Annotated in this window: 25 protein-coding genes and 1 pseudogene; 15 read left to right on the top strand and 11 right to left on the bottom strand. The window is 71.2% G+C overall.

From position 1 onward, the window contains the following. Positions 1-17: 17 nt before the first annotated feature. From AB0G16_RS10670 to AB0G16_RS10660, 3 genes are all read right to left on the bottom strand, one after another. Positions 18-1,733 carry an urease subunit alpha gene (locus tag AB0G16_RS10670; protein ID WP_362801942.1) on the bottom strand — a complete coding sequence of 572 codons (1,716 nt, stop codon included), beginning with the start codon at positions 1,731-1,733 and terminating at the stop codon, positions 18-20. Beyond that, positions 1,723-2,049, bottom strand: a complete 327-nt coding sequence (locus AB0G16_RS10665) for an urease subunit beta (RefSeq protein ID WP_362801939.1) — start codon at positions 2,047-2,049, stop codon at positions 1,723-1,725. The genes AB0G16_RS10670 and AB0G16_RS10665 overlap by 11 nt, the downstream gene beginning before the upstream one ends. Before the next feature lie 90 nt (positions 2,050-2,139). Continuing rightward, entirely contained in the window at positions 2,140-2,442 is a 303-nt protein-coding gene (locus AB0G16_RS10660) for an urease subunit gamma (RefSeq protein ID WP_362801936.1), read from the bottom strand. Positions 2,443-2,768: 326 nt separating this feature from the next. On the opposite strand from AB0G16_RS10660, the gene urtA reads away from it, so the two are divergent. The 7 genes from urtA to AB0G16_RS10625 all read left to right on the top strand — a co-directional run bounded on the left by urtA (position 2,769) and on the right by AB0G16_RS10625 (position 10,129). Continuing rightward, the gene (gene urtA, locus AB0G16_RS10655) at positions 2,769-4,007 is read left to right on the top strand and encodes an urea ABC transporter substrate-binding protein (RefSeq protein ID WP_362801934.1); all 1,239 of its coding nucleotides are present in this window, start codon (positions 2,769-2,771) and stop codon (positions 4,005-4,007) included. A 167-nt stretch (positions 4,008-4,174) separates the two neighbouring features. Next, entirely contained in the window at positions 4,175-5,041 is an 867-nt protein-coding gene (gene urtB, locus AB0G16_RS10650) for an urea ABC transporter permease subunit UrtB (RefSeq protein ID WP_362801931.1), read from the top strand. Further along, positions 5,038-6,144 (top strand): urea ABC transporter permease subunit UrtC, encoded by a 1,107-nt coding sequence (urtC, locus tag AB0G16_RS10645; RefSeq protein WP_362801928.1) that lies wholly within the window; start codon positions 5,038-5,040, stop codon positions 6,142-6,144. The genes urtB and urtC overlap by 4 nt, the downstream gene beginning before the upstream one ends. Continuing rightward, complete coding sequence (gene urtD / locus AB0G16_RS10640; protein ID WP_362801925.1) at positions 6,141-6,899, top strand: urea ABC transporter ATP-binding protein UrtD; 759 nt, start codon at positions 6,141-6,143, stop codon at positions 6,897-6,899. The genes urtC and urtD overlap by 4 nt, the downstream gene beginning before the upstream one ends. Then, positions 6,877-7,566 carry an urea ABC transporter ATP-binding subunit UrtE gene (gene urtE / locus AB0G16_RS10635; protein ID WP_362801922.1) on the top strand — a complete coding sequence of 230 codons (690 nt, stop codon included), beginning with the start codon at positions 6,877-6,879 and terminating at the stop codon, positions 7,564-7,566. The genes urtD and urtE overlap by 23 nt, the downstream gene beginning before the upstream one ends. Positions 7,567-7,769: 203 nt before the next feature. After that, a complete protein-coding gene (locus tag AB0G16_RS10630) occupies positions 7,770-8,987 on the top strand; it encodes a transporter substrate-binding domain-containing protein (protein ID WP_362801919.1) in 1,218 nt (405 codons plus the stop codon). Continuing rightward, positions 8,984-10,129 carry a hypothetical protein gene (locus AB0G16_RS10625; RefSeq protein WP_362801916.1) on the top strand — a complete coding sequence of 382 codons (1,146 nt, stop codon included), beginning with the start codon at positions 8,984-8,986 and terminating at the stop codon, positions 10,127-10,129. Before AB0G16_RS10630 ends, AB0G16_RS10625 begins: the two co-directional genes overlap by 4 nt. Here AB0G16_RS10625 and AB0G16_RS10620 read toward each other — a convergent pair. Then, positions 10,107-11,534, bottom strand: coding sequence for a pyridoxal-dependent decarboxylase (locus AB0G16_RS10620; protein ID WP_362801913.1), 1,428 nt, complete (start codon positions 11,532-11,534; stop codon positions 10,107-10,109). The two genes, AB0G16_RS10625 and AB0G16_RS10620, sit on opposite strands and share 23 nt — an antisense overlap. A gap of 123 nt (positions 11,535-11,657) precedes the next feature. Further along, a complete protein-coding gene (locus AB0G16_RS10615; protein ID WP_362801910.1) occupies positions 11,658-12,401 on the bottom strand; it encodes a helix-turn-helix transcriptional regulator in 744 nt (247 codons plus the stop codon). 254 nt (positions 12,402-12,655) lie between these two features. Between AB0G16_RS10615 and AB0G16_RS10610 the strand changes: the two genes are divergently transcribed. Together AB0G16_RS10610 and AB0G16_RS10605 are read left to right on the top strand one after the other, a co-directional pair. Next, the gene (locus AB0G16_RS10610) at positions 12,656-13,861 is read left to right on the top strand and encodes a ricin-type beta-trefoil lectin domain protein (protein ID WP_362801906.1); all 1,206 of its coding nucleotides are present in this window, start codon (positions 12,656-12,658) and stop codon (positions 13,859-13,861) included. Positions 13,862-14,103: 242 nt separating this feature from the next. Then, complete coding sequence (locus AB0G16_RS10605; protein ID WP_362801903.1) at positions 14,104-15,381, top strand: M23 family metallopeptidase; 1,278 nt, start codon at positions 14,104-14,106, stop codon at positions 15,379-15,381. Between the two features lie 159 nt (positions 15,382-15,540). Here AB0G16_RS10605 and AB0G16_RS10600 read toward each other — a convergent pair whose 3' ends face one another. Next, positions 15,541-15,786 carry a DUF2630 family protein gene (locus tag AB0G16_RS10600; RefSeq protein ID WP_362801900.1) on the bottom strand — a complete coding sequence of 82 codons (246 nt, stop codon included), beginning with the start codon at positions 15,784-15,786 and terminating at the stop codon, positions 15,541-15,543. Between the two features lie 288 nt (positions 15,787-16,074). Between AB0G16_RS10600 and leuA the strand changes: the two genes are divergently transcribed. The 6 genes from leuA to AB0G16_RS10570 all read left to right on the top strand — a co-directional run bounded on the left by leuA (position 16,075) and on the right by AB0G16_RS10570 (position 22,627). Next, positions 16,075-17,790 (top strand): 2-isopropylmalate synthase, encoded by a 1,716-nt coding sequence (gene leuA, locus AB0G16_RS10595; protein WP_362801897.1) that lies wholly within the window; start codon positions 16,075-16,077, stop codon positions 17,788-17,790. A gap of 845 nt (positions 17,791-18,635) precedes the next feature. Further along, positions 18,636-18,980 (top strand): SSI family serine proteinase inhibitor, encoded by a 345-nt coding sequence (locus AB0G16_RS10590; protein ID WP_362801894.1) that lies wholly within the window; start codon positions 18,636-18,638, stop codon positions 18,978-18,980. Between the two features lie 160 nt (positions 18,981-19,140). Continuing rightward, the gene (locus AB0G16_RS10585) at positions 19,141-19,929 is read left to right on the top strand and encodes an aminoglycoside phosphotransferase family protein (protein WP_362801892.1); all 789 of its coding nucleotides are present in this window, start codon (positions 19,141-19,143) and stop codon (positions 19,927-19,929) included. A 135-nt stretch (positions 19,930-20,064) separates the two neighbouring features. After that, a complete protein-coding gene (locus AB0G16_RS10580) occupies positions 20,065-20,454 on the top strand; it encodes a TraR/DksA C4-type zinc finger protein (protein WP_362801889.1) in 390 nt (129 codons plus the stop codon). 148 nt (positions 20,455-20,602) lie between these two features. Continuing rightward, positions 20,603-21,886 (top strand): FAD-binding protein, encoded by a 1,284-nt coding sequence (locus AB0G16_RS10575; RefSeq protein WP_362801886.1) that lies wholly within the window; start codon positions 20,603-20,605, stop codon positions 21,884-21,886. A 189-nt stretch (positions 21,887-22,075) separates the two neighbouring features. After that, positions 22,076-22,627, top strand: coding sequence for a hypothetical protein (locus AB0G16_RS10570; protein ID WP_362801883.1), 552 nt, complete (start codon positions 22,076-22,078; stop codon positions 22,625-22,627). Between the two features lie 116 nt (positions 22,628-22,743). Here AB0G16_RS10570 and AB0G16_RS10565 read toward each other — a convergent pair whose 3' ends face one another. The 5 genes and pseudogenes from AB0G16_RS10565 to AB0G16_RS10545 all read right to left on the bottom strand — a co-directional run bounded on the left by AB0G16_RS10565 (position 22,744) and on the right by AB0G16_RS10545 (position 26,795). Next, on the bottom strand, positions 22,744-23,127 hold the full coding sequence (locus tag AB0G16_RS10565) for a hypothetical protein (RefSeq protein ID WP_362801880.1): 384 nt from the start codon (positions 23,125-23,127) through the stop codon (positions 22,744-22,746). An 85-nt stretch (positions 23,128-23,212) separates the two neighbouring features. Continuing rightward, a pseudogene (locus AB0G16_RS10560) lies at positions 23,213-23,554 on the bottom strand (acyltransferase family protein); the annotation flags it as partial. 160 nt (positions 23,555-23,714) lie between these two features. Further along, positions 23,715-23,843: a DUF397 domain-containing protein gene (locus AB0G16_RS10555; protein WP_362801878.1), complete on the bottom strand. Its 129-nt coding sequence runs from the start codon at positions 23,841-23,843 to the stop codon at positions 23,715-23,717. A 180-nt stretch (positions 23,844-24,023) separates the two neighbouring features. Then, positions 24,024-26,228, bottom strand: a complete 2,205-nt coding sequence (locus tag AB0G16_RS10550; RefSeq protein ID WP_362801875.1) for a DUF262 domain-containing protein — start codon at positions 26,226-26,228, stop codon at positions 24,024-24,026. Between the two features lie 213 nt (positions 26,229-26,441). Further along, the gene (locus AB0G16_RS10545; RefSeq protein WP_362801872.1) at positions 26,442-26,795 is read right to left on the bottom strand and encodes a helix-turn-helix domain-containing protein; all 354 of its coding nucleotides are present in this window, start codon (positions 26,793-26,795) and stop codon (positions 26,442-26,444) included. Positions 26,796-26,921: the final 126 nt, after the last annotated feature.

Raw genomic sequence — 26,921 nt, 5'->3', positions numbered from 1 at the left:
ACGATCGAGGAGGGCGGTCAGAACAGGAAGTAGCGCTGGGTCATCGGCAGGGTCTCCGCCGGGGCGGGTTCGATCAGGTCGCCGTCGACGCTGACCGCGAAGGTGTCGGGGTCCACGTCGATCCTGGGCATGGCGTCGTTGAGCGGCATGCTCTCCTTGCCCCGCCGGCGCACGTCGCCCACCGGCAGCAGGCGCCTGCGTACGGCCAGGCGGTCGGCGAGGCCGTCCTCGATCGCCATCGGGGCGACGAAGTGGACCGACGTGGCCGCGGCGGTGACCGGGGCCGCGCCGAACATCGGGCGCGGCATCACCGGCTGCGGGGTCGGGATGGAGGCGTTGGCGTCGCCCATCTGGGCGTAGGCGATGACGCCGCCCTTGACCACCAGGTCCGGCTTGACGCCGAAGAACGCCGGGTCCCACAGGACCAGGTCGGCCAGCTTGCCCGGCTCCACCGAGCCGACCTCGCCGTCCAGGCCGTGGGCCACGGCCGGGCAGATCGTGTACTTGGCGACGTAGCGCCGGGCACGGAGGTTGTCGGCGGGGCCGTCGCCGGGCAGCGCGCCCCGGCGGCGCTTCATCACGTGCGCGGTCTGCCAGGTCCGGATGATCGTCTCGCCCACCCTGCCCATCGCCTGCGAGTCCGAGCCGATCATCGAGATCGCGCCCATGTCGTGCAGGACGTCCTCGGCGGCCATCGTGGAGGGCCGGATCCGGGACTCGGCGAAGGCCAGGTCCTCGGGGATGGACGGGTTGAGGTGGTGGCAGACCATCAGCATGTCGAGGTGCTCGTCGAGCGTGTTGACGGTGTGCGGGCGGGTCGGGTTCGTCGAGGACGGCAGGATGTTGCCGTAGGAGGCGACCCGGATGATGTCCGGCGCGTGACCGCCCCCGGCGCCCTCGGTGTGGTAGGCGTGGATCATCCGCCCGCCGATGGCGTCCAGCGTCGACTCCACGAACCCGGCCTCGTTGAGGGTGTCGGTGTGGATCGTGACCTGGGTGCCGGTGGCGTCGGCGACCGACAGGCAGGCGTCGATGGCGGCCGGGGTGGTTCCCCAGTCCTCGTGCAGCTTGAAGCCCGACGCGCCGGCGCGGAGCTGTTCGAGCAGCCCCTCGCGGCTGACCGTGTTGCCCTTGCCCAGCAGCGCGACGTTGACCGGGTAGGAGTCGAGCGACTCCAGCATCCGGGCCAGGTACCAGGTGCCGGTGACGGTGGTGGCCTTGGTGCCCTCGGCGGGCCCGGTGCCGCCGCCCACGACGGTCGTGACGCCCGCGGCGAGGGCCTCGTCGAGGATCTGCGGGCAGATCAGGTGGACGTGGGAGTCGATGGCCCCGGCGGTCACGATCTTCCCGTTGCCCGCGAGGATCTCCGTCGAGGGGCCGATGACCAGGTCGGGGTGGACGCCGTCCATGGTGTCGGGGTTCCCGGCCTTGCCGAGGGCGACGACGCGCCCGTCCCTGATCCCGATGTCGGCCTTGACCACGCCCCAGTGGTCCAGGACCACCGCACCGGTGATCACCAGGTCGGGCGAGCCCTCCGCCCGGGTGGTCCTGGCCTGCCCCATCGACTCCCGGATCACCTTGCCGCCGCCGAACACGGCCTCGTCGCCGGCCCCGGCGGGACCCATCGACAGGTCCTCGGTGACCTCGACGAGCAGATCGGTGTCGGCCAGCCTGATCCGGTCCCCGACGGTGGGGCCGTAGAGCGCGGCGTAGCGGGATCGTTCAACGAACACGAGGGCTCCCGTCGAGAGGTCCGGCCCACTCGGGCCGGAGGCCGGGGACGATCCGCGATCCGCCGATCGGCACCAGGGTCACGTCGCGCTCCACGCCGGGCTCGAAGCGCACCGCGGTTCCGGCCGGTACGTCCAGGCGGGTGCCCCAGGCGGCCCGCCGGTCGAACTCCAGGCCGGGGTTGCAGGCGGCGAAGTGGTAGTGCGAGCCGACCTGGATCGGCCGGTCGGCGACGTTGACGACGCGGACGACGATCCGCTCGCGGCCCGGGTTCAGCGGGACGGGCGCGTCGCCGTACAGGATCTCACCGGGTCTCATCGGGACTCACCGTTTCTCGGGTTCACGGGATCGGCCGGGATTCACGGGGTCGGCCGGGGTTCACGGGGGCCTCACAGGGTCGGCCGGGGTTCACGGGATCGGCTGGTGGACGGTGACGAGCTTGGTGCCGTCGGGGAAGGTGGCCTCGATCTGCACCGAGGCCAGCATCTCGGGCACCCCCTCCATGACGTCGTCGCGGGAGAGCACCGTACGGCCCGTCTCCATCAGCTCGGCGACGCTGCGACCGTCCCTGGCCCCCTCCATCAGGAAGGACGCGATGATCGCGGTGGCCTCGGGGTGGTTGAGCCGGAGGCCCCGTGACCTGCGGTCACGGGCGACCCCGGCGGCGACGTGGATGAGCAGGCGTTCCTGCTCGTGTGGTGTGAGCCGCATTCCCGGACCATAGGAACCGGTGGTTTCCACGGTGTTGCACGTCGATGTCGTGCCGGTTTCCAGGTGGCGGGAGCGGTCCGGACCGGGTGGAACCGACCGCCGGAAGCCCATCGTGGAAGGTCCTCGGGTGTCTTTCGACGTAGATATCACGAAATGGCGTGACCGGTGGAGCGGGAGCGGTGAATCGCGCGCCGCCATCTCCTGTCACGACGGTGAAATCCCGGCCATCCGCAATTAACAATCGTGAACTCACCGGGAAACCTCACTCGGTCACCTTGGCGGCAGATAGATCGGTGCGGGGCCGTACCGGCAAGGAGGAACAGTCAATGAGGAACACAGCATGGCGTTCCGCGGCGATCGCCGCGGCGCTGGCCACAGCCCTGACCGCCTGTGGCGGTGAAGCCCCCGCCGGGACGAACGCCGCCTCCGTCGGCGGCGCGGGGGCGGACGGCATCAAGGTCGGCATCCTGCACTCGCTGAGCGGCACCATGGCCATCAGCGAGGTGACGGTCAGGGACGCCGAGCTGCTCGCCGTCGAGGAGATCAACGCCGCCGGGGGAGTGCTCGGCAAGAAGCTGATCCCGGTGGTGGAGGACGGCGCGTCCGACTGGCCCACCTTCGCGGAGAAGGCCACCAAGCTCATCCGCCAGGACAAGGTCGCCGTCACCTTCGGCGGGTGGACCTCGGCCAGCCGCAAGGCGATGCTCCCGGTCTTCGAGCGCGGCAAGGCCCTGCTGTGGTACCCGGTGCAGTACGAGGGCCTGGAGAGCTCGCCGTACATCTTCTACACCGGCGCCACCACCAACCAGCAGATCATCCCGGGTCTGGACTACCTCAGGGAGCAGGGCAAGAAGAAGATCTTCCTGGTCGGCAGCGACTACGTCTTCCCGCGCACCGCGAACAAGATCATCAAGGCGTACGCGGCCGCGAACGGGATGGAGGTGCTCGGCGAGGAGTACACCCCGCTGGGCCACACCGAGTACAGCACGCTGACCAACAAGGTCGTCCAGGCCAGGCCCGACGCCGTCTTCAACACCCTCAACGGCGACAGCAACGTCGCCTTCTTCAAGCAGCTCGCCAGCGCCGGGGTCACCGCGAAGGACATGCCCGTGCTCTCGGTGAGCGTCGCCGAGGAGGAGGTCAAGGGCATCGGCGTCGACAACATCGCCGGCCACCCGGTCGCCTGGAACTACTACCAGACCACCGAGACCCCGGCGAACGAGAAGTTCGTCGCCGCCTTCAAGGCCAAGTACGGCGCCGACAAGGTCACCTCCGACCCGATGGAGGCCGGCTACAACGCCGTCCACCTGTGGGCCGCGGCCGCAAAGAAGGCCGGCACCGTCGAGGTCGAGGCCGTCAGGAAGGCCGCCGGAGGCATCGCCCTGGAGCGCCCCGAGGGCCTGGTCACCATCGACGGCGAGAACCAGCACATGTACAAGACGGCCCGGATCGGCGTGATCCAGCCCGACGGCCTCATCAAGGAGGTCTGGAACTCGGGTGAGCCGATCAAGCCCGACCCCTACCTCAAGGGCTATCCCTGGGCGAGCGGTCTGGCCGACGGCTGACCCCACAGACCGGCTCCGGACCGGGCCGTGACCGGATCACGGACAGCACCGTGACGCGCCCGTCCCGCACCGTACCGCCGTGCCGCACCCACCGCGGCGGTACGGGACGGCACGGACGCGGCCCGGCCCGGCCCGGAGCCAGACACCCGCAGGAAGGGGACCTCCCGGTGGAGGCGTTTCTCAACCAGCTCCCGATCGGCCTGTCCATCGGCGCCGTGCTGCTGCTCATCGCCATCGGCCTGACGTTCACGTTCGGCCAGATGGGCGTGATCAACATGGCCCACGGCGAGTTCATCATGGCCGGCGCGTACACCGCCTACCTGCTCCAGGACCTCACCGGCCGGACGGCCGTGATCGTCGCACTGCCCGTGGCCTTCCTGGTCGCCGGGCTGATGGGGCTCGTCCTGGAACGGCTCGCGATCCGGCACTTCTACGGCCGCCCGCTCGACACCCTGCTGCTCACCTGGGGCGTCAGCCTGGTGCTCCAGCAACTGGCCCGCGACCTGTTCGGGGCGCCCAACGTGCAGGTCCAGGCGCCCGCCTGGCTGCAGGGCGGCATCGCGTCCCTGCCCTACAACCGGCTGTTCATCTTCGGCCTGGCGATCGCCACCGTGGTCGGCGTCTGGGCGTACATGAACCGCACCGGCCAGGGCCGCCGGATGCAGGCCGTGATGCAGAACCGGCAGCTCGCCGCGGTCAGCGGCATCGACACCGCGCGCGTGGACCGGCGCACGTTCTTCATCGGCTCCGGCCTGGCCGGGGTCGCCGGGGTGGCCCTCACCCTCATCGGCCCGGTCGGGCCGGCCCTGGGCACCTACTACATCGTCGACGCCTTCCTGGTGGTCGTCGCCGGAGGGCTCGGCCAGCTCCGCGGCGCCGTGATCGCCGCCGCCGGGCTCGGGCTGCTCAACTCCTACGCCGAGTTCTGGACCGACGCCAGCCTGGCGAAGGTCGTCGTGTTCGCCGCCGTCATCGCCTTCCTCCAGTTCAGGCCGCAGGGCCTGTTCGTACTCCGATCGAGGGCACTCACGTGAATCTCGCACGCCTCAGGGGGCCGGGGGTCTTCGCGGCGGTGGCCGTCGCGGCCCTGGTCGTCGCGCCGCTCCTGCTGGAGCCCTTCCGCCTCGGCCTGCTGGCCAAGTACCTCTGCTTCGCGATCGTCGCCCTGGGCATCGGCCTGGCCTGGGGCCAGGGCGGCATGCTCGTCCTGGGCCAGGGCGTCTTCTTCGGCCTCGGCGGCTACGCCATGGGCATGCACCTGAAGCTGGTGGACGCCCGGGGCGATCTGCCCGACTTCATGGTCTGGAGCGGCGTCGAGCAGCTCCCCGCCCTGTGGAAGCCGTTCGCCAACCCGGTGTTCGCGCTGGTCATGGTCGTGCTCGGGCCGATGCTGATCGCCACCGCGCTGGGCCTGCTGGTCTTCCGCCAGCGGGTGCGCGGCGCCTACTTCGCGATCCTCACCCAGGCGCTCGCCGCCGCGTTCGTCATCCTGCTCATCGGCCAGCAGGGCCTGACCGGCGGAACCAACGGCCTGACCAACTTCTACGACCTGTTCGGCCAGGACCTGGCCGCCGACTCCACCCAGCGCGGCCTGTACGTCGTGGTCGCCGTCGTCACCGGCCTGCTCTACCTGGGCGCCCGCCACCTGGTGAACAGCCGCTTCGGGCGGCTGCTCGTCGCGATCAGGGACGGCGAGGACCGCGTCAGGTTCCTCGGCTACGACCCGGCCCTGGTCAAGACCGTCGTCTTCGCGCTGTCGGCGGGCATGGCAGGGCTCGCCGGGGCGCTGTTCGTCCCGGTCGTCGGCATCATCTCGCCCGCGCTGCTGGGCGTGGTGCCCTCCCTGGAACTCGTCGTCGCCGTCGCGGTGGGCGGCAGGTACGCCCTGGCCGGGGCGGTCCTCGGCGCCGTCGTCATGGGGTACGCCAAGACGACCTTCAGCGAGCAGTTCGCCGACGGCTGGCTCTACCTGCAGGGCGCGCTGTTCATCCTGGTCATGACGCTGGCGCCGCGGGGGATCTGGGGCCTGGCGTCCTCGGCCCGCGACGCCCTGGCCCGGCGCTCGAAGCGCCCACCGGCCCCGGCCGCCCCGCCCGCGGACGTCCCCGGCGGCAGGATCATGGAGGAGGTCCGATGAGCCCGATGCTGGAGGTACGCGGGCTGAGCGTGGTCTTCGACGGCTTCCGGGCCATCGACGGCGTCGACCTGACCGTGCGGGAGGGGGAGCTGCGCTTCCTCATCGGCCCCAACGGCGCCGGCAAGACGACGCTCATCGACGTGATCACCGGCCTGACCCGGCCCACCACCGGCGAGGTCGTCTTCGACGGCCGAGACCTGGCCGGCCTGCGCGAGCACAGGATCGTCCGGCTCGGCGTCGGGCGGACCTTCCAGACCTCGGTGGTCTTCGAGGAGCTCACCGTGGCGGAGAACCTCGACCTGGCCGCCTCCTTCCGCCGCCCGCTCTGGTCGCTGGCCCGGCGCGGGCGTGGCGTGCCGGACGCCGTCGCCGAGGCACTGGAGACCACCGGGCTGAAGGACCTGGCCGGACGCCCGGCCGGGGTGCTCTCCCACGGCCAGCGGCAGTGGCTGGAGATCGGCATGCTGCTCACCCAGCGCCCCAGGTTGCTCCTGCTGGACGAGCCGGTGGCCGGGATGTCCAAGGACGAGCGGGAACGCACCGGCGAGCTCCTGACGTCCGTGGCGAACGACCACACGGTGATCGTCATCGAGCACGACATGGAGTTCCTGCGCAGGTACGCCTCGCAGGTCACCGTCCTGCACGAGGGCAGGGTGCTGGTCGAGGGGTCGGTGGACGAGGTCCGCGACGACCCGCGCGTGCAGGAGGTCTACCTGGGAAGGAGGCGGAGCGATGCTGTCGGTACGGGAACTTGACGCCGGGTACGGCAGGGCCCGGGTTTTGTTCGGGGTGTCCCTGGAGGTCGAACCCGGACGGCTCATGTGCGTGATGGGCCGCAACGGGGTGGGCAAGACCACCCTGCTCAACACCGTGACGGGCGTGCTGCCCGCCACCGCGGGCACGGTGCTGTTCGAGGGCCGCGACGTGACGCGCCTGCCGCCGCACGAGCGGGTGCGCCTCGGCATGGCGTACGTCCCCCAGGGACACGAGACCTTCCCGCAGCTCAGCGTGCTCGACAACCTCCAGGTGACGCTGGAGGCCGCCAGGGGGCCCAGGGAGGCGCTGGAGGAGGCACTGGAGACCTTCCCCCGGCTCAAGCCGCTGCTCAGGCGGCGCGCCGGGTTCCTGTCCGGCGGCCAGCAGCAGCAGCTCGCCATCGCCAGGGCCCTGGTCACCCGGCCGAAGCTGCTCATCCTGGACGAGCCCACCGAGGGCATCCAGCCGTCGATCGTCATCGAGATCGAGGAGGCGATCGAGCGGCTGCACGCGACGGGGCTGTCGATCCTGCTGGTCGAGCAGTACCTGGACCTGGCACTGCGGCTGGCCGACCGGTTCGTCATTCTCGACGCCGGGCACGTCGTCCATTCCGGTGAGGCCGCGGAACTGCGCGAGGAGGGGATTCACCGCCTTCTCGCCGTCTGAGCCGCGCCTTTCCCGCGACCCCGGTCCGGGGGATTCCTCCCGGCCCGGTCCGGGGGTTCCCCCGGGGTTCTCCCGATCCCCTCCCGGGAATTTCTCACCGTTCTCCACCCGGAAAAAGGGCATTTGATCTCTTCTTGGTGAAGGAGCTCCCACCGCGCATGACGGCGGCATAACCTACTCGGAAAAGGGAGTCCGGGGGTGTGATGGCACAGGGACCTGCGGACGGGGGAGGGCGTGAGCGCCGGCTCGGCCGCCGGCCGGGCCGGCGGGCGGCGGTGCCGGGGGGCGCCGGGCCCGATCGCACCGTCCGATCCGGTGACGACGACCGCGAGCACCTCGCCGGTGGCACTCACGGCGCGCCCGGCGACCGTGACGACCACGCCGCCCACGGCGACCCGGGCGATCCCGGCGCCCCGGAGGGGGGGTACGCCGGCCCCCCGCCCCGGGTCCGCCGCTTCCGCCGTTTCCGGCTGGTCGCCTGGATCGCGCTGGTCGTCGCAGCCGCCGTGGTCGCCGCGTCCGTGGCCTGGGTGAACGGGCCTCCCACCGAGGCCGAGCTGCGGGAGAAGGCGGGCCTGTTCGAGCGGGACAGGATCCGGATCGGCGTGAAGGTCGACACCCCGGGCATCGCCCTGCAGGAGCGGACCGGCAGGCGCGTCTTCGCGGGCTTCGACATCGACATCGCCTACATGATCGCGGCCGATCTGGGCTACCTGCCCGACCAGGTGGAGTTCCTGGCGATCGAGACCGAGGACAGGGCGCGCATGCAGGCCCAGGACGACAACGGCCGGTTCGTCAAGGTCGACCTGGTGGTCGCGACCTTCAGCGTGACCCCCTCCCGCAAGGCCGACCCCTCGGTCGGCTTCTCCACCCCCTACCTGTTCACCGAGCAGTCGGTGGTGACCAGGTCCGAGTACCCGGGCTCGATCACCTCCCTGGGCCAGCTCGGGGGCAAGAAGGTCTGCACGCTCGGCACCTCCACCTCCGAGGGCGAGCTGGCCAGGGCGACGAGGGCCGTCGTCACCGGCAAGAACCTGATCAGCGACTGCGTGAGCGGCCTGGAGAGCGGGGACTACGACGCGGTGACCACCGACGCGGCCCTGCTGGCCGGGTTCGTCGCCGCCTCCGGCGGGAAGCTGCGCCACCACGACATCGCGCTGGAGAAGACCGAGATGTGGGCGGTCAACGCCGGGGCCAACGCGGCCCTGCGCACCCTGGTCGACCTCTCGCTCTACCGCTCCTACGCCGACCCGCAGGACCGGCGCTGGGAGGACGCGTACCGCGACCACATCGACCCGCTGCTGTCGGCCAGCCCCCGGGTGAACGTGGCCCAGGCCGAGCAGCCGTGCGCCCTGCCGCCCGCGGTGCGCCGCTGGCCGTGGGAGCGGACCCTTCCCGTCCAGGACTGCCCCTCCCGTTGAAGACCGACGCGCGGACCGTGCGGGCCGGGGCACGGACCAGGGAGGCGCCGAGGAACCAGGAGTGGTTCCTCACGCTGCTGCCGGTCTTCCCGATCGTCCTGCTGGTGATGCGCCTCTGGTACGCCAGCAGGCAGGACACCCAGACGCTGCTGCTGCTCGTGCAGACGATCAGCCCGCTGGGCCTGCTGAGCGCGGTCCTGCTGACCACGATGTGGGTGCTGCCCGTCGCCTGCGTCGGCGGCAGGCTGCTCGGCACCCTCCACTGGATCAGCACGGGCCGCTCCTCGTGGCTGGTGCGCTCGGCGCGGCGGCTGCCCGGATGGGTGGTGGTCCTGACCGTCGTGGTGGGCGTGTGCACCTGGCAGTTGCGCTTCCTGCCGACCCTGATGATGCTCTCGCTCGCGCTGGCGGGCCTGACCGTGCGCGACCGCTTCCCCGACCACGCCGGGCTGCGCGCCGCGGTCTGCTACGGGCTGCCCGTGGTCGCCGGGGCGCTGTCGTACGTGCTGCTGTGGCCGGCCATCGCCGCCGCGTTCACGCAGCGGGACGTGGCGACCGCGCTGCTGCTGACGCTCCCCCCGGGCCTGGCGGCGCTGCTGACCGGCCCGGTGCCGTCGGCGCCCGCGCGGGTGCTGACCCACGGCATCGCGATCGCGATGGCGGTGCTCACGCCGCTCCTGGTCGGGGTGGTCGTGATGCGGGCGCCGATCCTGCCGCTGGTCGCCGTGCAGATCGAGGGGGAGGGCTCCACCGAGGTGGTGGTCGGCCACCTGGTCGCCACCGACGACCAGATGTCCACGGTGCTGCGCCGCGACGGCGCGGTGAGCTTCGTCCGCAACGACCGGTTGCGGTCGAAGGTGCTCTGCCCCGACCCCGGGGAGGTGCCCAGGACGTGGGTGAACCTGCACGGCTGGTACGTCGAGCAGAGCGTGATCTCCTGGCTCGCCCCGGCCCCGGCCTCGACCCGGGCGCCGGCCGACCCGCGCTGCCAGGGCCGCCCGGCTCCGGACGCGGCCGAGCCGGGCGGGGGCGGGACGGAACCGGGCGGGAGCGGGACGAAACCGGCCGGTGACCGGCCCGAGCCGGCCGGTGACCGGCCCGGGGTGGACGGGCCCGAGCTCAGACCGGGCGGCGGGCGATGATCTCCCGGATGATCGAGATCAGCAGGTCCACGTCGGTCTCGGTGGTGCGCCAGTTGAAGATGGCCGGGCGCAGCGCCGTGACCCCCCGGTAGGTCGTGGTCCCGGCGTAGACGCGGCCGTCGGCAAGCAGCTCCGCGCCGATCCACGCGTTCAGCGCGTCCAGCTCCTCCTCGGGCACCCCCGGCGGCCGGTAGCGGAAGCAGACCACGGACAGCCGTACCGGAGCCAGCAGTTCCAGGTCGTCGGCCTCCTCGACGACCGCGCCGAGCCGCAGGGCCAGGCCGTGATGGCGCTCGACCATCTGCCGGTAGCCCTGCCTGCCGTACGCCCGCAGGGTCGCCCAGATGGGCAGCGCCCGCGCCCGCCGGGAGGACTCCGGCCCCAGCATGTTGTAGTTGACGTGCGGATCGTTCCCGGAGGGCAGGTAGGCGGCGCCCCACGCGCCGAACGACCTGCCCATCAGCTCCGGCTCGCGGACGAAGGCGAACCCGCTCTCATAGGGCACGTTCAGCCACTTGTGCCCGTCGGAGGCCACCGAGTCGGCCCGCTCGACCCCCTCGACCAGGTGCGACAGGCGCGGTGAGGCCGCCGCGAACAGCCCGAAGGCCCCGTCCACGTGCAGCCAGGCGCCGTGCCGCTCGGCCAGGTCGGCCAGGTCGGCGATGGGGTCGAAGTCCCCGGTGTTCACCTCGCCCGCGTTCGCGACGATCACCGCCGGGCCGTCGATCTCGCCGAGCGCCCGGTCCATGGCCGCCAGGTCGACCCGCCCGGTCTCGTCCGCGGCCAGGATCCGCGCGGCGTCGCGCCCGCAGCCGAGGATCTGCAGCGCCTTGCGGCTGCTCGGGTGGAGGTACCCCCCGGCCAGCACGGGCATCCTCGGCAACCCCGCCAGCCCGTCGGCCGTCACGTCGGCGCCGTGCCTCTCGCCCCACCACTGCCGGGCGCAGGCCAGGCCGGTGAGGTTGGCGAACGTGGCGCTGGGCGTCAGCACCGCGCCGTACGACGACGGCAGGCCGAACAGCTCCTTCAGCCACCCCAGCACGACGGTCTCCGCCCGGGTGGCGAACGGCGAGGTCAGCCAGAGCCCCCCGACCTGGTCGAGCAGCGTGGCCGTCCAGTCGCCGGCCTGGGCCGCCGGGGTCGAACCGCCGACGATGAGGTGGAAGAACCGGGGCCCCGAGGAGTGCGTGGCCGCGCCGGTGCCGACGTGCAGCAGCCGCCGGACGGTGTCCAGGGTGCCCTCGCCGTGCTCGGGAAGCGGATGGTCGAGCAGGTCGAGGAGATCGTCGGCCCCGTGGTCGTGGACCGGGCGGTCGTCGAGGGAGTCGAGGTAGGGGCCCGCGGCCCGGGCCACCGCGTCCAGCGCGGCCGCCGCCTGGTCACGCTCGTGCAAAGGATCGCTCATCCCCGAGGATGAGCCGGTACGTCCCTGATCCACCACTTCTCGTTCCATACCGCGGAACCGTACAGGGGGCCGTCCCGGCAGGACCCGCCGGGACGGCGCACCGGCCGGGAGCGCGGGAGGCCCTCACTGCCACGCCTTGACATGCCAGCTCACCGGTGACTCCTGCCGGGTGCCGTCGGGCAGGTTCAGCAGGCCGTTGTCGACGATGTGGTTCTGCTCCATCTGCCGTTCGCCGGCGGCGTCCACGCTGATGACGTAGAACTTGGCGCGCATCCCGACGGGTTCCTTCAAAACGAGGCGGGCCACGGAGGATTCCCCGATCCGGGTCTTGAGGATCTGGGACTTGACGTAATACGCCGGGTGCGGGTTTCGAGGATCGACATTGGGGACCTCCTCGACGACGAGGTATTTCCGGTCCGGTGCCAGCCCGCATTTCACCTCGGCCGTGACGTCCATGACCTCTCCGCTCTGCGGCGGCACGTGAAGCGACACCGGATAGTCCACCGCACACGGCGGCGTGGTGGAGCGTTTCGTCCAGACCGCGATCGAGATCCCGGCGACGCACGCCAGAAGGGTGATCGAGAGGATCACCGCCGTCCTCCCGCGACCCCTCCTCGGCTCCGGCGGGGCGGGCGCGTCCCGGAGCGCGGCGGAGGGCTCCAGGGCGTGCGCCCGCCGCCACAGGTCCGTCATGCGCGGCACCTCGGTGCCGCACAGCTCGGCCCAGCGGATCACCTGCTTCTCGTCCGGCAGGGCTCGGGCGTTGAGCCAGCGGCTCACGGTCGCCTTGGAGGAGAACATCTCCCGGGCGAGGTCGTTCAGGCTCAGATTCGCCTTCTCCCGCCCCCTGCGCATCTCCTGGATCAAGGCCGCACGCGCCGGGGGAACATCCGCCGGTAGATCTCCGAGCTGACCGGGGCTACGGCGGCGAGGTACCTCCTGGCTCATGTTCCCTCCCTGTGATCGGCCGGTTACCCACTTCATGAAACGTTCCACATCGGGCCGTATCCGTGAAGGCGAAGGGGCTGAAACGTTACGCGGGACGTTGACCGGTTCCGCGCGGGCCGGGGTTTCCGGAATCTCTGAGGCAGTACGCCGACGACGGAGGAGAAGGAGACCTCATGGGAAGAGCGACGCACTGGAAAAGGCTCGCCGCGGTGACCGCGGTACTCGTGGCGACGGCGACGGCGACGGCCGTACCGTCCGGCGCTCACGCGGCCACGGTGCCCGGCCCGGTCAAGGGCATCGCCGGCAAATGCCTGGACAACGCCACCGGCAGCACCGCCAACGGCAACCCGATCGTCCTGTGGACCTGCAACGGCGCCGCCCAGCAGCGGTGGACCCTGCCCGGCGACGGCACGATCCGGGTACAGGGCGATCACTGCCTGGCGGTCAAGGGCGCCGGCACCGTCTCGACCACCCCGGTATGGCTGTACGCCTGCGACGGCGGCCCGGCCCAGATCTGGACCCCCCGGCCGAACGGCACCCTCGTCAACGTCCACTCCGGCCTCTGCCTGGCCTCCAAGAACGCCGGCACCGCCGACGGGAACCCGATCTGGGTCCACACCTGCGACGCCGGCCCGGCACAGCTCTGGCAGGTGCCCGCCGGCACGCCCGACCCCTCCGGACAGGCCATGCCCAAGGGTGACCTGACCGGATGGCGACAGGTCTTCACCGACGACTTCGCCACCCCCGTACCGCTGGGAAGCTTCCCCGCCGCGGTGGCGAGCAGGTGGACCGCCTACGACAACGGCTCCGAGACCTCCGGCAACGGCTGGTACGACCCCAGGAAAGTGATCAGCGTCGGCAACGGCGTGATGAACATGCACCTGCGCACCGAGGGCGGCAGGCACCTCGTCTCGGCGCCGCTGCCGATCATCCCCGGGCACGCCAACGCCTACCACGGGCTGACCTACGGCCGCTACGCGGTGCGCTTCCGCGCCGACGCCGTGGCCGGTTACAAGACGGCCTGGCTGCTGTGGCCGGACTCCGACAACTGGTCCGACGGGGAGATCGACTTCCCGGAGGGAAACCTGAACGGCCGCATCGAGGCGTTCATGCACCACCGGGGCGCCCCCCGGGACCAGGACCCCTTCCCCACCACCGCCACCTACGGCGGATGGCACACCGCCGTCATCGAATGGACCCCCCAGTCGGTGCGGTTCCTCCTGGACGGAACCACCATCGGCACCAGCACGAACACCGCGTTCATCCCGAACCGGCCCATGCACTGGGTGCTGCAGACCGAGACGACCCCCACCGGGCCGGCCGACACCGCGAAGGGCAACGTCCAGATCGACTGGGTCGCCATCTGGGAACGCGCCTGACACTCCCGCCCGGCACCACAGGGGCACCCCCGCCGGTGCCCGGGGCGGACCGCGGCCACGGCCGGTCCCTCGAGGCCCGCCCGCCACGGCCCGCCCTCCCGCCCCCTTCGTCAACACGTCCCCTCGCCGCGCCCCGCCGCGGCACCTCCCGAAGGAGTCACCCGATGACCGACACCGGATTTCCCGGGTTCCCGGAGAGATCGGATTCAGCGGCGGCCCGCTCCCGCCGGAGCCTGACCCGGTTGCGAAAGGCCGTTGTCCTCGCGATCGCGCTCGCCCTCTCCTGGGCCATGACGGCCGTCACGGCGCCGGCGCACGCGGCCCCGGACGGCTACCTGTGGTGGCCGGCGAACGGCGTCGTCAGCGGCGCCTGCGGCGAGTCACGTCCCACGCACACGCACGCGGGCGTCGACATCGCCCGCACCCCCTCCACACCCGTCCACGCCTCCTACGACGGCACCGTCGCCTGGAGACCCGTGGACCCGGGCGGGTACGGCAACTACCTGGACGTCGTCCACCCCGGCGGCTGGTCGACCCGCTACGCGCATCTGGCCGAGTCGCCGACCAGCCCGCTGGTCCCCAACGGCGCCACGGTCACCCGCGGCCAGCTCATCGGCCACACCGCCGTCAACGGCAGCTCGACGGGCCTGCACGTCCACTTCGAGATCCGCAGGAACGGCGTGATGCAGTGCCCCGCCAACGCCGGCCGAGGCACGTCCATCACGGGCCTCACCCCGACCTCGATCAGCATCGGCGCCCCCTCCACACCGGAGGCCGTGGCCAACGGCGGCGGCGTCCACGTCACCGGCCCGAACTCCTACACCGACGTCTCCAGCACCGGCCAGGTCTACGCCTGGAACGGCGGCTACCACGGAGGCTCCCCCACCGGCTACTCCGGCCGCTTCGTCGATGCCAAGGTCACCTCGAACGGGGGCGGTTACTGGCTGCTGAGCTCCGCGGGCCAGGTCTACGCGTACGGGAACGCCCCGTACAGGGGCGGCAGCCCCACCGGTTACCAGCAGGAGATCGTCGCCATGGCCGCGATGCCCGACGACCAGGGGTACGTCATGATGAGCGCGGGCGGTCAGGTCTACGCGTACGGCTCGGCCGCCTACCGGGGCGGCAGCCCGACCGGCTACGCGGGCAGGTTCGTCGACGTGGAGATGACGCCGGACGGGGGCGGTTACTGGCTGCTCACCTCCGCCGGCCAGGTCTACGCCTACGGCAACGCCCAGTACCTGGGCGGCAGCCCGACCGGGTTCAGCCGTGCCGTCGTCGCCATGTCGCCCACGCGCGACGGCCAGGGGTACGTGATGGTCAGCAAGGCCGGCCAGGTCTACGCCTACGGCAACGCCCCGTACCTGGGCGGCTCCCCGGGGGGAGTCACCGGTGAGATCTCCGACGTGAGCTACCGGACGGACGGAACCCACGGATACGTGATGGTCTCCACCACCGGCGGGCACTACGCCTACGGCACACCGTGGCTGGGCAACCCCACCGGTACGGCGGCCATCTTCTGATCTTCCGGCCGAAGGTCACGCGCGGCTCCGGGGGCGCCGCGCGTGACCTTCGGCCGGACCGTCTCCCGGACCTTCGCAGGGCCACGGGATGGCTCCGGGGCCTCTCCCCGCCCGTCGCTCCCCGCCCGTCGCTCCCCGCCGGAGCGCCGCCGGATCAGGTCACTGGCGGTAGTCCTCGACCTCGTCGACCGGGCGGGGGGCCGCGGTGTCCGGGTCCTCGCCGAACTCGCGGCGGGCCCGGCGCTGCCTGAGCAGGTCCCACGCCTGGTCGAGGGCCTCCTCCAGATGCCTGATCCGGGTGTTCTCCTCGCCGGAGGAGATGGAGTGCGCGGAGAGTCTCTGCCGGAGTTCCTTCTCCTCGGCGATGAGCTCGTTGATATGGGCGAGAATGTCGCCGTCCTTCATGGCCGTACCCCCCGTACTGTCCCTGTCGGCGTCCCTTCGGACTGTATCCGATCGGAAAAAGGCCGCATCGGCCCAGGTCCCGGCCGCTACGGGGATTCGGGGAGAATCACCCGTCTTGCCTGGTGAGATCGATGTCCAGGCATTCGGGACCGTCTGCTAACGTGCTGTGCATGCTGCGCGGCCTGCTTCTTAGCTGCCGCGACGAGGGCCTGTAGAGGCCGGCTCCCTCGTCGCGGAGCGAGCCATGCGCGTCGGCCACGATTGTTTTCCCAGTCGAGGAGCCATTGCATGTACCCGCAGCAGCAACCCAGCCCCATGCCGTTCAGGCGCTATCAGCCCTTCGAGCCGATCAGGCTGACCGACCGCACCTGGCCCGACAAGGTCATCGACCGGGCCCCGCGCTGGTGCGCCGTCGACCTGCGCGACGGGAACCAGGCGCTGATCGACCCGATGGACCCCCAGCGCAAGCTCAAGATGTTCGAGCTGCTGGTCAGGATGGGTTACAAGGAGATCGAGGTCGGCTTCCCCGCCGCCTCCCAGACCGACTTCGACTTCGTACGGAAGATCGTCGAAGAGGACCTGATCCCCGACGACGTGGTGATCCAGGTCCTGACCCAGGCCAGGGCCGAGCTGATCGAGCGGACCTTCGAGTCGGTACGCGGCGCCGGGCAGGCCATCGTCCACCTGTACAACTCCACCTCCACCCTCCAGCGCCGCGTCGTCTTCGGCCAGGACCGCGAGGGCATCACCGCGATCGCGGTCGAGGGCGCCAGGCTCTGCAAGAAGCTGGCCGACGACCTGGAGGGCACGGAGATCTACTTCCAGTACTCCCCGGAGTCCTTCACCGGCACCGAGCTGGAGTACGCGGTGGAGGTCTGCGACGCCGTCAACGACGTCTGGCAGCCCACGCCCGACCGCAAGGTGATCGTCAACCTGCCCGCCACCGTCGAGATGGCCACGCCCAACGTCTACGCCGACCAGATCGAGTGGATGCACCGCAACCTGGCCTACCGCGACTCGATCGTGCTCTCCCTGCACCCCCACAACGACCGCGGCACCGCCGTCGCCGCCGCCGAGCTGGGCTACATGGCCGGGGCGGACCGGATCGAGGGCTGCCTGTTCGGCAACGGCGAGCGCACCGGCAACGTCTGCCTGGTCACGCTGGGCATGAACCTGTTCTCCCAGGGGGTGGACCCGGAGATCGACCTCTCCGACATCGACGAGGTCCGCCGGGTCACCGAGTACTGCAACCAGCTGCCGGTCCACCCGCGCCACCCCTGGGGCGGCGAGCTGGTCTACACCGCCTTCTCCGGCTCCCACCAGGACGCCATCAAGAAGGGCTTCGAGCACCTGGAGCGCGACGCGAAGGCGGCGGGCGTGCCGGTCGACGAGTTCGCCTGGGCCGTCCCGTACCTGCCGATCGACCCCAAGGACATCGGCCGCACCTACGAGGCGGTCATCCGGGTCAACAGCCAGTCCGGCAAGGGCGGCGTCGCCTACATCATGAAGGCCGACCACCACCTGGACCTGCCGCGGCGCCTGCAGATCGAGTTCTCCCGCGCCGTCCAGGCCCGCACCGACGCGCTCGGCGGCGAGGTGAACGCGGCGCAGATGTGGGAGGTCTTCACCGACGAGTACCTGCCCAACCCGGCCGCCCCGTGGGGCCGGCTGGGCCTGCTGGCCCACCGCACCGCCTCCCGGGGCGACGGGAAGGACGCCATCGGCGCCGACCTGCGCGTCGACGGCGAGATCCGCGAGGTCGAGGGGGTCGGCAACGGCCCGATCTCCGCGTTCTGCGACGCGCTGACCACGATCGGCGTCGGCGTGCGCGTCCTCGACTACGCCGAGCACGCCATGAGCTCCGGCACCGACGCCAAGGCCGCCTCCTACGTCGAGTGCGAGATCGGCGGCCGGACCCTGTGGGGCGCCGGCATCGACGCCAACACCACGGCCGCCGCGCTCAAGGCCGTCATCTCCGCGGTCAACCGCGCCGGCCGGGGCTAGGTCCGCCCGCACGGTCCCGCCCGGACCCCGGTGCCCCGGCGGCCCGGTGCCGCGTACGACATGATCTGCCGTGCCGCACCGGGTGACCGCCCTCGGACATGATGTGGCTCACCCGGCCGCGCTCACCGCGAGAACCGCGCGAGCGCGGCCGGGGCGTTTTCCACTTGAATCGGCCACGGCTCTGACGATCGACTGGTTCGTTGTGTTCCGTGGTGAGTCACTGCGAGACATCCCCACGTCTCCGGCGTAACATCTTCGCAGTTCAGGCCTGGATCTCTCCCCCCGGACAATCCGAATTCTCACTTCGGTTATTTACGATATTCGTACTATCGGGGGAATTAATGAGATGTGTTGTTGGCCTGGCCGCCGCCGGGTTCCTTTTCCTGGGCGGCACGGCCGTCGCGGACGCGCAACCGGCGGGTGACGGGGACGGCTCACCGGCCGCCCGGCCCGCCGGCCCGTCGACGGTCCAGGTCCCGCCGCCGCCCAGGCCGTGGCCACCGCGCCCCGCCCCGGGGACGCCGGTCTCCGAGGACCCGTGGGTGCGGCCCGTTCCCCCGCCCCCGCCCCCGCCGCCGCCGCCCAGGCCGTGGCCGCCCCGTCCGGATCCGGGGCCGACGTGGGTGCGTCCGGAGCCCCCGACTCCGGAACCGCCCGGGCCGTGGCCGCCTCGTCCGAATCCGGGGCCGACGTGGGTGCGTCCGGCGCCTCCGCCCCCGCCGCCGCCCAGGCCGTGGCCGCCCCGTCCCGACCCGGGGCCGACGTGGGGCCAGCCGACCCCGCCGCGCCCGAGGCCGCCGTGGCCTCCGCGTCCCAACCCGTGGCCGCCGCGTCCGACCCCGCCCGTGGTCGTCCCGCCCTTCGTCCCGCCGGTGGGACCGGTCGTCGGGCCGTACCGCAGGGAGCTGGCGCTGACGGTCTCGGAGATGGGCAGGACACGGCGCGCCCGGCTCGGGTGCGCGCCGATCTACGGCACGCATCCTCGCGCGGCCGAGGCGTGCGGGGTGCTGAGCCTCGCCGGTGGGAACCCGGGCTCCATCCGGCTCCCGTGGCGGGGGTGCCCGCAGTACTACGACGCCGTGACGGCGACCGCGACCGGCACCTGGAACGGCCGCTACATCCGCTACTCCAGGACGTTCAGCAACAAGTGCGAGATGTACGCGGCGACCGGAGCGGTCTTCGCCTTCTAGCGTCCGCTCGCCGGTGATCGGGCCGTCGTGGCGGCGGGGCGTCCTCGCCGCCACGGTGGCCTTCTCCGCGAAGGGCAGGCGAGAACATCCGGCGTGATCGGTCCGATTGCCGCAGAATCGTCCGTGTACGCGGGGAGCGAGACACGGGGGAAGGCGGCGGATGTCCGATCGAGAGGTTCTGACCGGCGGCGGCGTCAACGAGGTGGTGAGGATCGGCACGACCGTGCGACGTCCGACCGGACCGTGGTCACCCGCGGTGCACGGCCTCCTGCGGCACCTGCGGACGCGGGGCTTCACGGCGTCGCCCGGGGTCCACGGAACGACCGGCGACGGCTTCGAGATCCTGGACTTCCTGCCGGGCGAGGTCGGCAACTATCCGGTCACCCCGGCGGCCGCCTCCGAGGAGGCGCTGAGGAGCGCCGCCGAGCTGCTGCGCTCCTACCACGACACCACCGTGGAACACGCCCGGGACGTGACCGGCGGCTGGATGCTGCCCGCCCGCGAGCCCGTCGAGGTGATCTGCCACGGCGACTACGCCCCGCACAACTGCGTCCTCGACGGTGACAGGGTGGTCGGGATCATCGACTTCGACACCGCTCACCCCGGCCCCCGGCTCTGGGACGTCGCCTACGCCGTCTACCGCTGGGCCCCCACCACCGCGCCCGCCAACACCGACGGCTTCGGCACGGCGGCGGAGCAGGCCCGCCGCGCCCGCCTGTTCTGCGATCACTACGGGCTCGACGCCGCGGGCCGCGCCGGTCTGGTCGACACCGTCATCGCCCGCCTGCACGCCCTGGTGGACTTCATGCGGACCCAGGCCGCCGCCGGCAACGCGGCGTTCGCGGGTCACCTGGCCGACGGGCACCACCTTCAGTACCTCGGGGACGCCGCCTACCTCGACGAGCAGCGGGCCGTCTTCGAGCGCGGGCTCACTCCCGCGGCGGGATGACGGCTCCCGGAAGGCCGTAGCCTGGAGGGAGTCGCAGGTGAGCGGCTTTCCCGCCGGGACCGGGGCACTCCGGGCCGGGAGCCGGACGGGCGTCGGAACCGGGACGGGCATCGGGATCGGGACGGGGGTGAGACGGTGACGGAGGAACCTCCTTCCGCGTCGGCGCTGCCGCCCTCGGACCGGGCGGCCATAGGCGACCTCCTGGCCGCCGACCGGGAGAGCACGATCGCCCAGATCGCGGCGCTGACGCGCGACTGGGACGATCTCGTCGCCGCCTCGGCGATGGTGGCCAACGACGACGAGCACGACCCCGAGGGGGCGACGATAGCCTTCGAGCGCTCCCACCTGCGGTCCATGCTGGACCGGGCCCGCGCCCACCTCGGCGATCTCGACGAGATGACCGAGCGGCTCCGCCGGGGCACCTACGGCGTGTGCGACGGCTGCGGGCGGCCCATCGCGCCGGAGCGCCTGCGGGCACGCCCGATCGCGCGCACCTGCATCGAGTGCGCGGCACGCCGGCGCTGAGCGTCCTCGGAGGCGTCCCGCCGGGGCCTCCCGCGGGGGCGTCCCTCCTACCGGGGCCTTCTCCGGTCACACGCGCCCGAGGCACCCCCGCGCTCGCGTCACCGGCCGGTCGCGCATAGCCTGGCGGGAGTCAAAAGAGGGGCACATCGTGACCGGGCGGCCGACGAACTGGGCGGGCAACATCACCTACGGGGCGGCGCGGTTCCACCGTCCCGCCGACGTCGAGCGGCTCCAGGAGCTGGTCGCCTCGAGCGACGCCGTCCGGGCACTCGGCACCCGGCACTCCTTCAACGAGATCGCCGACCGTCCCGGCGGGGACCTCGTCTCCCTGGAGGACCTGCCCGGCGCCCCGGAGCTCGACCCGGCGCGCGGCACCGTCACGGTCGGCGCCGGCGTGCGGTACGGCGAGCTGAGCCGGTGGCTGCACGGCGAGGGGTACGCGTTGCACAACCTCGGATCGCTGCCGCACATCTCGGTCGCGGGCGCCTGCGCCACGGCCACGCACGGCTCCGGCGACGCCAACGGCAACCTGGCCACGGCGGTGGCCGGCCTGGAACTGGTCACCGCGGACGGCGAGATCACCTTCCTCGACCGGGAGCGGGACGGCGACCGCTTCGCCGGCGCGGTCGTCGGGCTCGGCGCCCTCGGCATCGTCACCCGGGTGGTCCTCGACGTCGTCCCCGCCTTCGAGGTGCGCCAGTACGTCTACGAGAACCTGCCCTGGGCCGCCCTGGAGGAGCACTTCGAGGAGATCACCTCGGCCGCGTACAGCGTGAGCATGTTCACCGGGTGGAACGGCCCCGTGATCGACCAGGTGTGGGTGAAACGGCGTGACGACGACCCCGGCGCGTGGGAGCCCTCGCCGCGCTGGCTCGGCGCCGTGGCGGCCCCGGCCGACCGGCACCCCCTGCCGGACATGTCCGCGGTCAACTGCACCGCCCAGATGGGCGTGCCCGGCCCCTGGTACGACCGGCTGCCGCACTTCCGCCTGGGGTTCACGCCGAGCAGCGGGGAGGAGCTCCAGTCGGAGTACCTCCTGCCGCGCCGGTACGCGCTCGACGCGTTGCGCGCGCTGGACGGGATCAGGGAGACGGTGGCCCCGGTCCTGCAGATCTCGGAGATCCGCACCGTCGCCGCGGACGCCCTCTGGCTGAGCCCCTCCTACGGCCGGGACGTCGTCGCCGTCCACTTCACCTGGAAGCAGGACTGGCCGGCGGTGCGCCGGGTGCTCGCCGTGGTCGAGGAGGCGCTGGAGCCGTTCGAGGCCCGCCCGCACTGGGGCAAGCTCTTCCTCACGCCCCCCGACCGCCTGGCCTCGCTGTACGAGCGGCTGCCCGACTTCCGGAAGCTGGCCGCCGGCCTCGACCCGGCGGGCAAGTTCCGCAACCCGTTCCTGGACGATCACGTCTTCGCGGGCGAGCTCCCCTCCTGAGCGCGGTCCCGGGCGTCCCGCTCGGGTTTCACCGGTTCCTGACCGGTCACAGCCACAACCTTGATCTGCGCATCGGTGCATCAGCGGATCGCATGAGCAGATTCGGGTAGCTAACTCCCATCACGGTGGTAACAGCGCGATATCCACCATAGAGATCGCGAAAGAACACGTGTGACGAGGGGGAAACGCATGAAACGCAATACCGTCGTGCGGGCGATGCACGACGTCGGACTGGCCGCGTGGTTCGGGGGCTCGCTGATGGGCGCGGTGGGCCTCAACGGCGCCTCCGGCGTGGTCAGCGACAGGAACGAGCGGCTGCGGGTTGCCAACTCCGGCTGGATGCGGTGGAAGCCGGTGAACGCCCTGACCATCGGCATGCACCTGGTCGGTGCCGTCGGCCTGCTCGCGGCCAACAGCAACCGGGTGGCGCACCAGAAGGGGGTGGGGGCGAGCACCACGGTCAAGGGGGCGCTGACCCTCGCGGCGCTGGCCGCGACCGCCTACAGCGGGGCGCTCGGCACCAAGCTGGAGAGCGCGGGCGACGTGCCGGTGGAGAGCGGGGTGAAGCCCGAGAAGGAGACCCCGCAGGACGTCGCCAAGGCACAGCAGCAGTTGCGCGTCATGCAGTGGGTCCTCCCGGCCGTCACCGGGACGCTTCTCGTCCTGACCTCCCTGCACGGGGAGCAGCAGCGGCCCGGCGAGGTCCTCCGGGGCGTCATCCGCAAGACGTTCACGAAGTAGGACGAGGGTTCGCGGGCGGGCACCCTGCCCGCGCCGGGTCACCCTCGGCCGGGACGGCACGGTTTCCCCGGACAGGAGGAGGCCGTGCCGTCCCGGATGACCCGGATGACCAGGGGTCACGGCTGTCGATCGGAGAGGGGCGTCCCCGCCTCGTCCGTCCGTGACGCCAGCCGCCTGCCGAGCCGTTGCGCCGGGGCCTCCACGAAGCGCCAGGTCAGCGCGCTGAGCCCGAGCAGTGCCCCCACCACACCCGCCAGGGCCACCAGCCGCGCCCCCAGCGGCACGGCCAGGGGGTCGGGCCAGAGGCGTTCGACGCTCTCCATGAGCAGCGGGTGGAGCAGGTAGATCGAGTAGCTCACCAGGCCCAGCCATGTCAGGGCCCGCGGCACCCGGCGGTGCCGCAGCGCCATCCCGGCGGCGAAGGTGAGCCACGCGGCGGCCGTGGCCGTCTGGACGCCGAACTCGTCCCGGGCCAGCCAGATCCCGGCCAGCGGGACCACTCCCTCGGTTCACACCGAGGACGAACATCGCGGTCAGCAGCAGGTAGAAGGCCATCTCGTAGGAGAGCGTCCACAGCACGTTGACCAGGTTCGGCATGGACAGCAGGTTCTGCAGCATCGTCAGGTGCCCCAGCGCCAGGGAGGCCGGTCGCGCACTCCACCAGATGTGCAGGCCCTCCCAGCCCATCACCGTGACCAGCAGCACCGTGCCCGCCACGCACACGCCGAACAGGGGGTACAACCGGAAGACGCGCGATGTCCAGAAGGCCCGCACGCTGCCGCGCCGTTCCAGCGACGCGGGCACGATGTAACCGCTGACCAGGAAGAAGACCATCACCCCGTACCAACCCGGTTCGATGACCTCCTTGACCGGTAATCGGGCCTCGGGCAGCAACGGCTTGAACGTGTGCGTGAAGACCACGGCCATGGCGGCGACGCCACGCAGGGCGTCGAGCCATTCAAGGCGTCCCCGGGTCCGTCGCGGCGATTCACTAATGGTCGGCATCCAGGGCATGTTAGTGATTGACGCCTAAAGCCGATCAATCCATTCAAGGAGGTGAAGGTCAGGGCATTGACGAGAGCGGAACTCAGCCGAACTCGTCCCGCTTCACCCCGCCGGCGAAGGCCGCCCGTTCGGCGGAGGTGAACACCGACACCGGGCCGGACGGGTTCTTGCCGTCGCGAACACCTTTACGACCACCTGACACCTCGGTCACCTCGACACAATTTGGACAAGGCGAAAATTACCGGGGATCTCGACCTGGCTGTTCGGTCGGGTGAGCTTGACGATGAAAGCCCGCGGGACGAGCTGATCGACGCGCTCGGCCTCTTTGGAGAAGAGCGATCCTCTCCGGTGACCGGGAAGAACGTGAAGGTGGCCGGAGAGATCTCTCGTGTCAGGAGCGGGGGATCAGGCCGCGGGTGAGGGCCTCCTCGCGGAGGCGTTTCAGGGGTATCACGGCTCCCTCGCGTTCGACGCGCCAGACGTCCCAGCCCGCGCACGCCTTCGTCCCGGCGACCGCGATGCCGGCGGCGGACAGGGAGTGGTACGCCTGGCCCGTCGCCGCCACCCTGATCCTCCCGTCCTCCTCGACCGTGGCGAAGTGGATCTCGCCCTTGACGGTACGGAAGATCTTGGTGTTGGGCGCGACCAGGCCGACCCTGATCAGGTCGACGAGCTCGACGCCGTAGCGGCGGCGTGACGCGGACGGCTCCGGGGCGGGGGCCGGCAGGTCGATCGCGGGCAGGCGGAAGCCGAGCCGGGCCGGGTTCCAGACCTCCTCGCAGAGCAATCGGTAGAGGTGCTGGCGGCGCTCGATCTCGGGCACGCCGAACGTCTCGCAGGGCCGGAACGCCCGCTCCAGGCCGGACTCCCGCAGGTAGTGGGTGAACGGCGTGTTGCGCCGGCGGCTCTTGGGGTGCAGGGAGGCCGCGAGCCGGTTCTCGGCGTAGTAGTGCTCGACCTTCTTCTCGTAGGGGTCGTCCCGGAAGCTCGCGTTGACGGACTTGGGGAGCAGCAGCAGGGCGCCGAGGCGGTTGCGCCGGATGTAGAACTCCGCCCGGGTCTCCACGTCGTCCCGGTGGCGCTCGAAGCGGTTGGCCCAGACGTGCTCGATCTCGTAGTCGCGCGCCCCCCGCAGGAAGCCGTACTCGTGGTCCCCGCCCTCGCACGCCCGCTGCACGTGGGCGGTCATGCGGGAGAGCAGGTAGCGGACCAGGCGGCGGTTGTTGGCCCGCATCCCGAAGGTGGCCAGTTCCCGGAAGTCGTACTCCAGCAGGGACGTCTCCCGGCCGAGGACGACCGCGACGTCCTCGACCGTCCGGCAGATGCGCAGGAGGGGGATCAGCCGGTGGATGATCTCGTCGAGGTCGCGGCGCTGCACCGGCAGGTTGTTGACGCACCTGCGCACGTAGACGAGGTCGAGGAACGAGGCGACCATCGAGCACTTGCGGGCGAACGTCTCGTCGGGATCGTCGGGGGAGACGACGCAGAGCAGCAGCGTGAACTGGTCGTCGATGCCGTTGTGGCCGTTGAAGTACACCGAGGCCAGGTCGGGCCGGTACCTCCGGCGGGCGCCGAGCAGCTCGCAGTAGCGCTTCGAGGTGTCGGTGAGCCTGCGGACGAAGTCCCGTGCCCCGGCCGGGTGCCCGAGGCCGAGCTGGAGGTCGTTGCGCAGGATCCACTCGTGGGCCGCCCGCCCGATCTCGGCCGCGTCGGTGGAGGCGGGACCCGCGGGGGCGGCGCCGGCGGAGGTGTCGTCGAACTGCGCGTACCGCGCCAGCAGGAACGAGCGGACGTAGGCGCTGGGCGTGCCGGTCTCGGGGGAGTCGGTGTCCGCGGTGGTCAGGCGGGCGAGCATGCCGGCCCACGCCTCGCCCAGCTCCTTGCGCGCCTGGGGGCCGACCCGGCGGAACAGGTGGCCCTTGAGCAGGTCCACGTGGTTGAGCCGGAGCCCCCGGTCGTTCATCGAGACGAAGATCTCGCGGCCGTTCTCCTGGCCGAGGGCCCGGATGCCGACGAGGCAGACCCTGTCGAGCAGCCAGCGGACGAAGGGCACCAGGGCCTCGCCGCGCAGCACCTCGGGGAACTCCCCGTCGATCTCCCTGCTGCGGTCGTGCAGGTTGCGGACCGAGACGTGGGCGTCGTCGGGCAGGGTGAACCCGGCCAGGCCGTTCCAGTCGCCGACCAGGGAGTTGAGCAGTCGCGCGCGGGCGAGCTCCTCGGGGCCGCCGACCTTGAAGCTCCGCTTCCCGTGCCGCGCGGTGTAGGTGAGCCGCTCCAGCTCGCTGGCGTAGATCCCCATGTCCTGGTCGAGCAGGAGCTGGCGGAGATAGATCAGCACCAGGTGCAGGGTGGTGACCCGCTGCTGGCCGTCCACCAGGAAGGTGCGGCCGCCGCTCTCGTGGTAGACGTACGGGCCGAGGAAGTACGGCGCGTAGTGGCCGACCTCGTCGCGATCGTGCAGTATGTCCCACTGGTCGAGGAACTTCTGGGCCAGGTCGTCGATGAGCGTGCCGACCTCGTGCCGCGTCCAGGTGTATTCCCGCTGGTAGTAGTCCAGGGCGAAGGAGTTCCGCTCGAAAAGGGCGCGTACCGTCACGCCTTCGCCGTGAATGGGGCTGTCCACCATGGAGTCGGGAGCGCCTCTCGCCTCTGGGTGCTCGTTGAGAGCAGATTCACCTCGTTTATCCCGACAGGTGAAGAGACGTTACCGGTCGCGATGACATCGTGACGTACTACGTCGTACTAACGACTCCTAAAACAATGACCTTGGCCGTATCCGTCCGCCTGCTGCCGATCCATCCGCGCCAGTTCACCCCACCTGGCCCCACGGGATGGCCTCGATGCGCTCGACGTGCTCCTCGCCCCACTCCCCGAGCGGTGCCATCGCGGTGTTGAGCGAATGGCCAAACTCGGTGAGCGAGTACTCCACCTTCGGCGGGACCTGGTGATAGACCTCACGATGCAGCAGCCCGGTGGTTTCCATCTCCCGCAACTGCAGGATCAGCACCCGCTCGCTGATGCCGGGTACCGCGCGCCGCAGCTCCCCGAAGCGCAGGGGACCCTCCTGGAGCGCGAACAGGATCAGTCCCTTCCACTTGCCCCCCATGACGGCGATGGCAGCGTCGAGACCGCAGGTGAACGTCCGCTTCTTCGTCTCCTTCACCAACCCATACTTACACTTATGTCAGTACCCGGCAAAAATGTAGGTACTTGAGGGAATGCAGGCGCTCCGGCCAGCATGAACCAGGCCCGCGTCAGACCACAACGGTTTCCAGGACAGCGCGCCCGT

The sequence above is a fragment of the Streptosporangium sp. NPDC023615 genome (assembly GCF_040640155.1).
Classification (GTDB): Bacteria; Actinomycetota; Actinomycetes; order Streptosporangiales; family Streptosporangiaceae; genus Streptosporangium.
This window is presented reverse-complemented; position numbering and strand designations above follow the sequence as displayed.

Coding starts and splice junctions, on each gene's coding strand:
- leuA (WP_362801897.1), top strand. CDS start 16,075: ATGTACCCGCAGCAGCAACCCAGCCCCATGCCGTTCAGGCGCTATCAG.
- urtA (WP_362801934.1), top strand. CDS start 2,769: ATGAGGAACACAGCATGGCGTTCCGCGGCGATCGCCGCGGCGCTGGCC.
- AB0G16_RS10620 (WP_362801913.1), bottom strand. CDS start 11,534: ATGAGCGATCCTTTGCACGAGCGTGACCAGGCGGCGGCCGCGCTGGAC.
- AB0G16_RS10610 (WP_362801906.1), top strand. CDS start 12,656: ATGGGAAGAGCGACGCACTGGAAAAGGCTCGCCGCGGTGACCGCGGTA.
- AB0G16_RS10600 (WP_362801900.1), bottom strand. CDS start 15,786: ATGAAGGACGGCGACATTCTCGCCCATATCAACGAGCTCATCGCCGAG.
- AB0G16_RS10585 (WP_362801892.1), top strand. CDS start 19,141: ATGTCCGATCGAGAGGTTCTGACCGGCGGCGGCGTCAACGAGGTGGTG.
- AB0G16_RS10660 (WP_362801936.1), bottom strand. CDS start 2,442: ATGCGGCTCACACCACACGAGCAGGAACGCCTGCTCATCCACGTCGCC.
- AB0G16_RS10570 (WP_362801883.1), top strand. CDS start 22,076: ATGAAACGCAATACCGTCGTGCGGGCGATGCACGACGTCGGACTGGCC.
- urtE (WP_362801922.1), top strand. CDS start 6,877: ATGCTGTCGGTACGGGAACTTGACGCCGGGTACGGCAGGGCCCGGGTT.
- AB0G16_RS10665 (WP_362801939.1), bottom strand. CDS start 2,049: ATGAGACCCGGTGAGATCCTGTACGGCGACGCGCCCGTCCCGCTGAAC.
- urtD (WP_362801925.1), top strand. CDS start 6,141: ATGAGCCCGATGCTGGAGGTACGCGGGCTGAGCGTGGTCTTCGACGGC.
- AB0G16_RS10630 (WP_362801919.1), top strand. CDS start 7,770: ATGGCACAGGGACCTGCGGACGGGGGAGGGCGTGAGCGCCGGCTCGGC.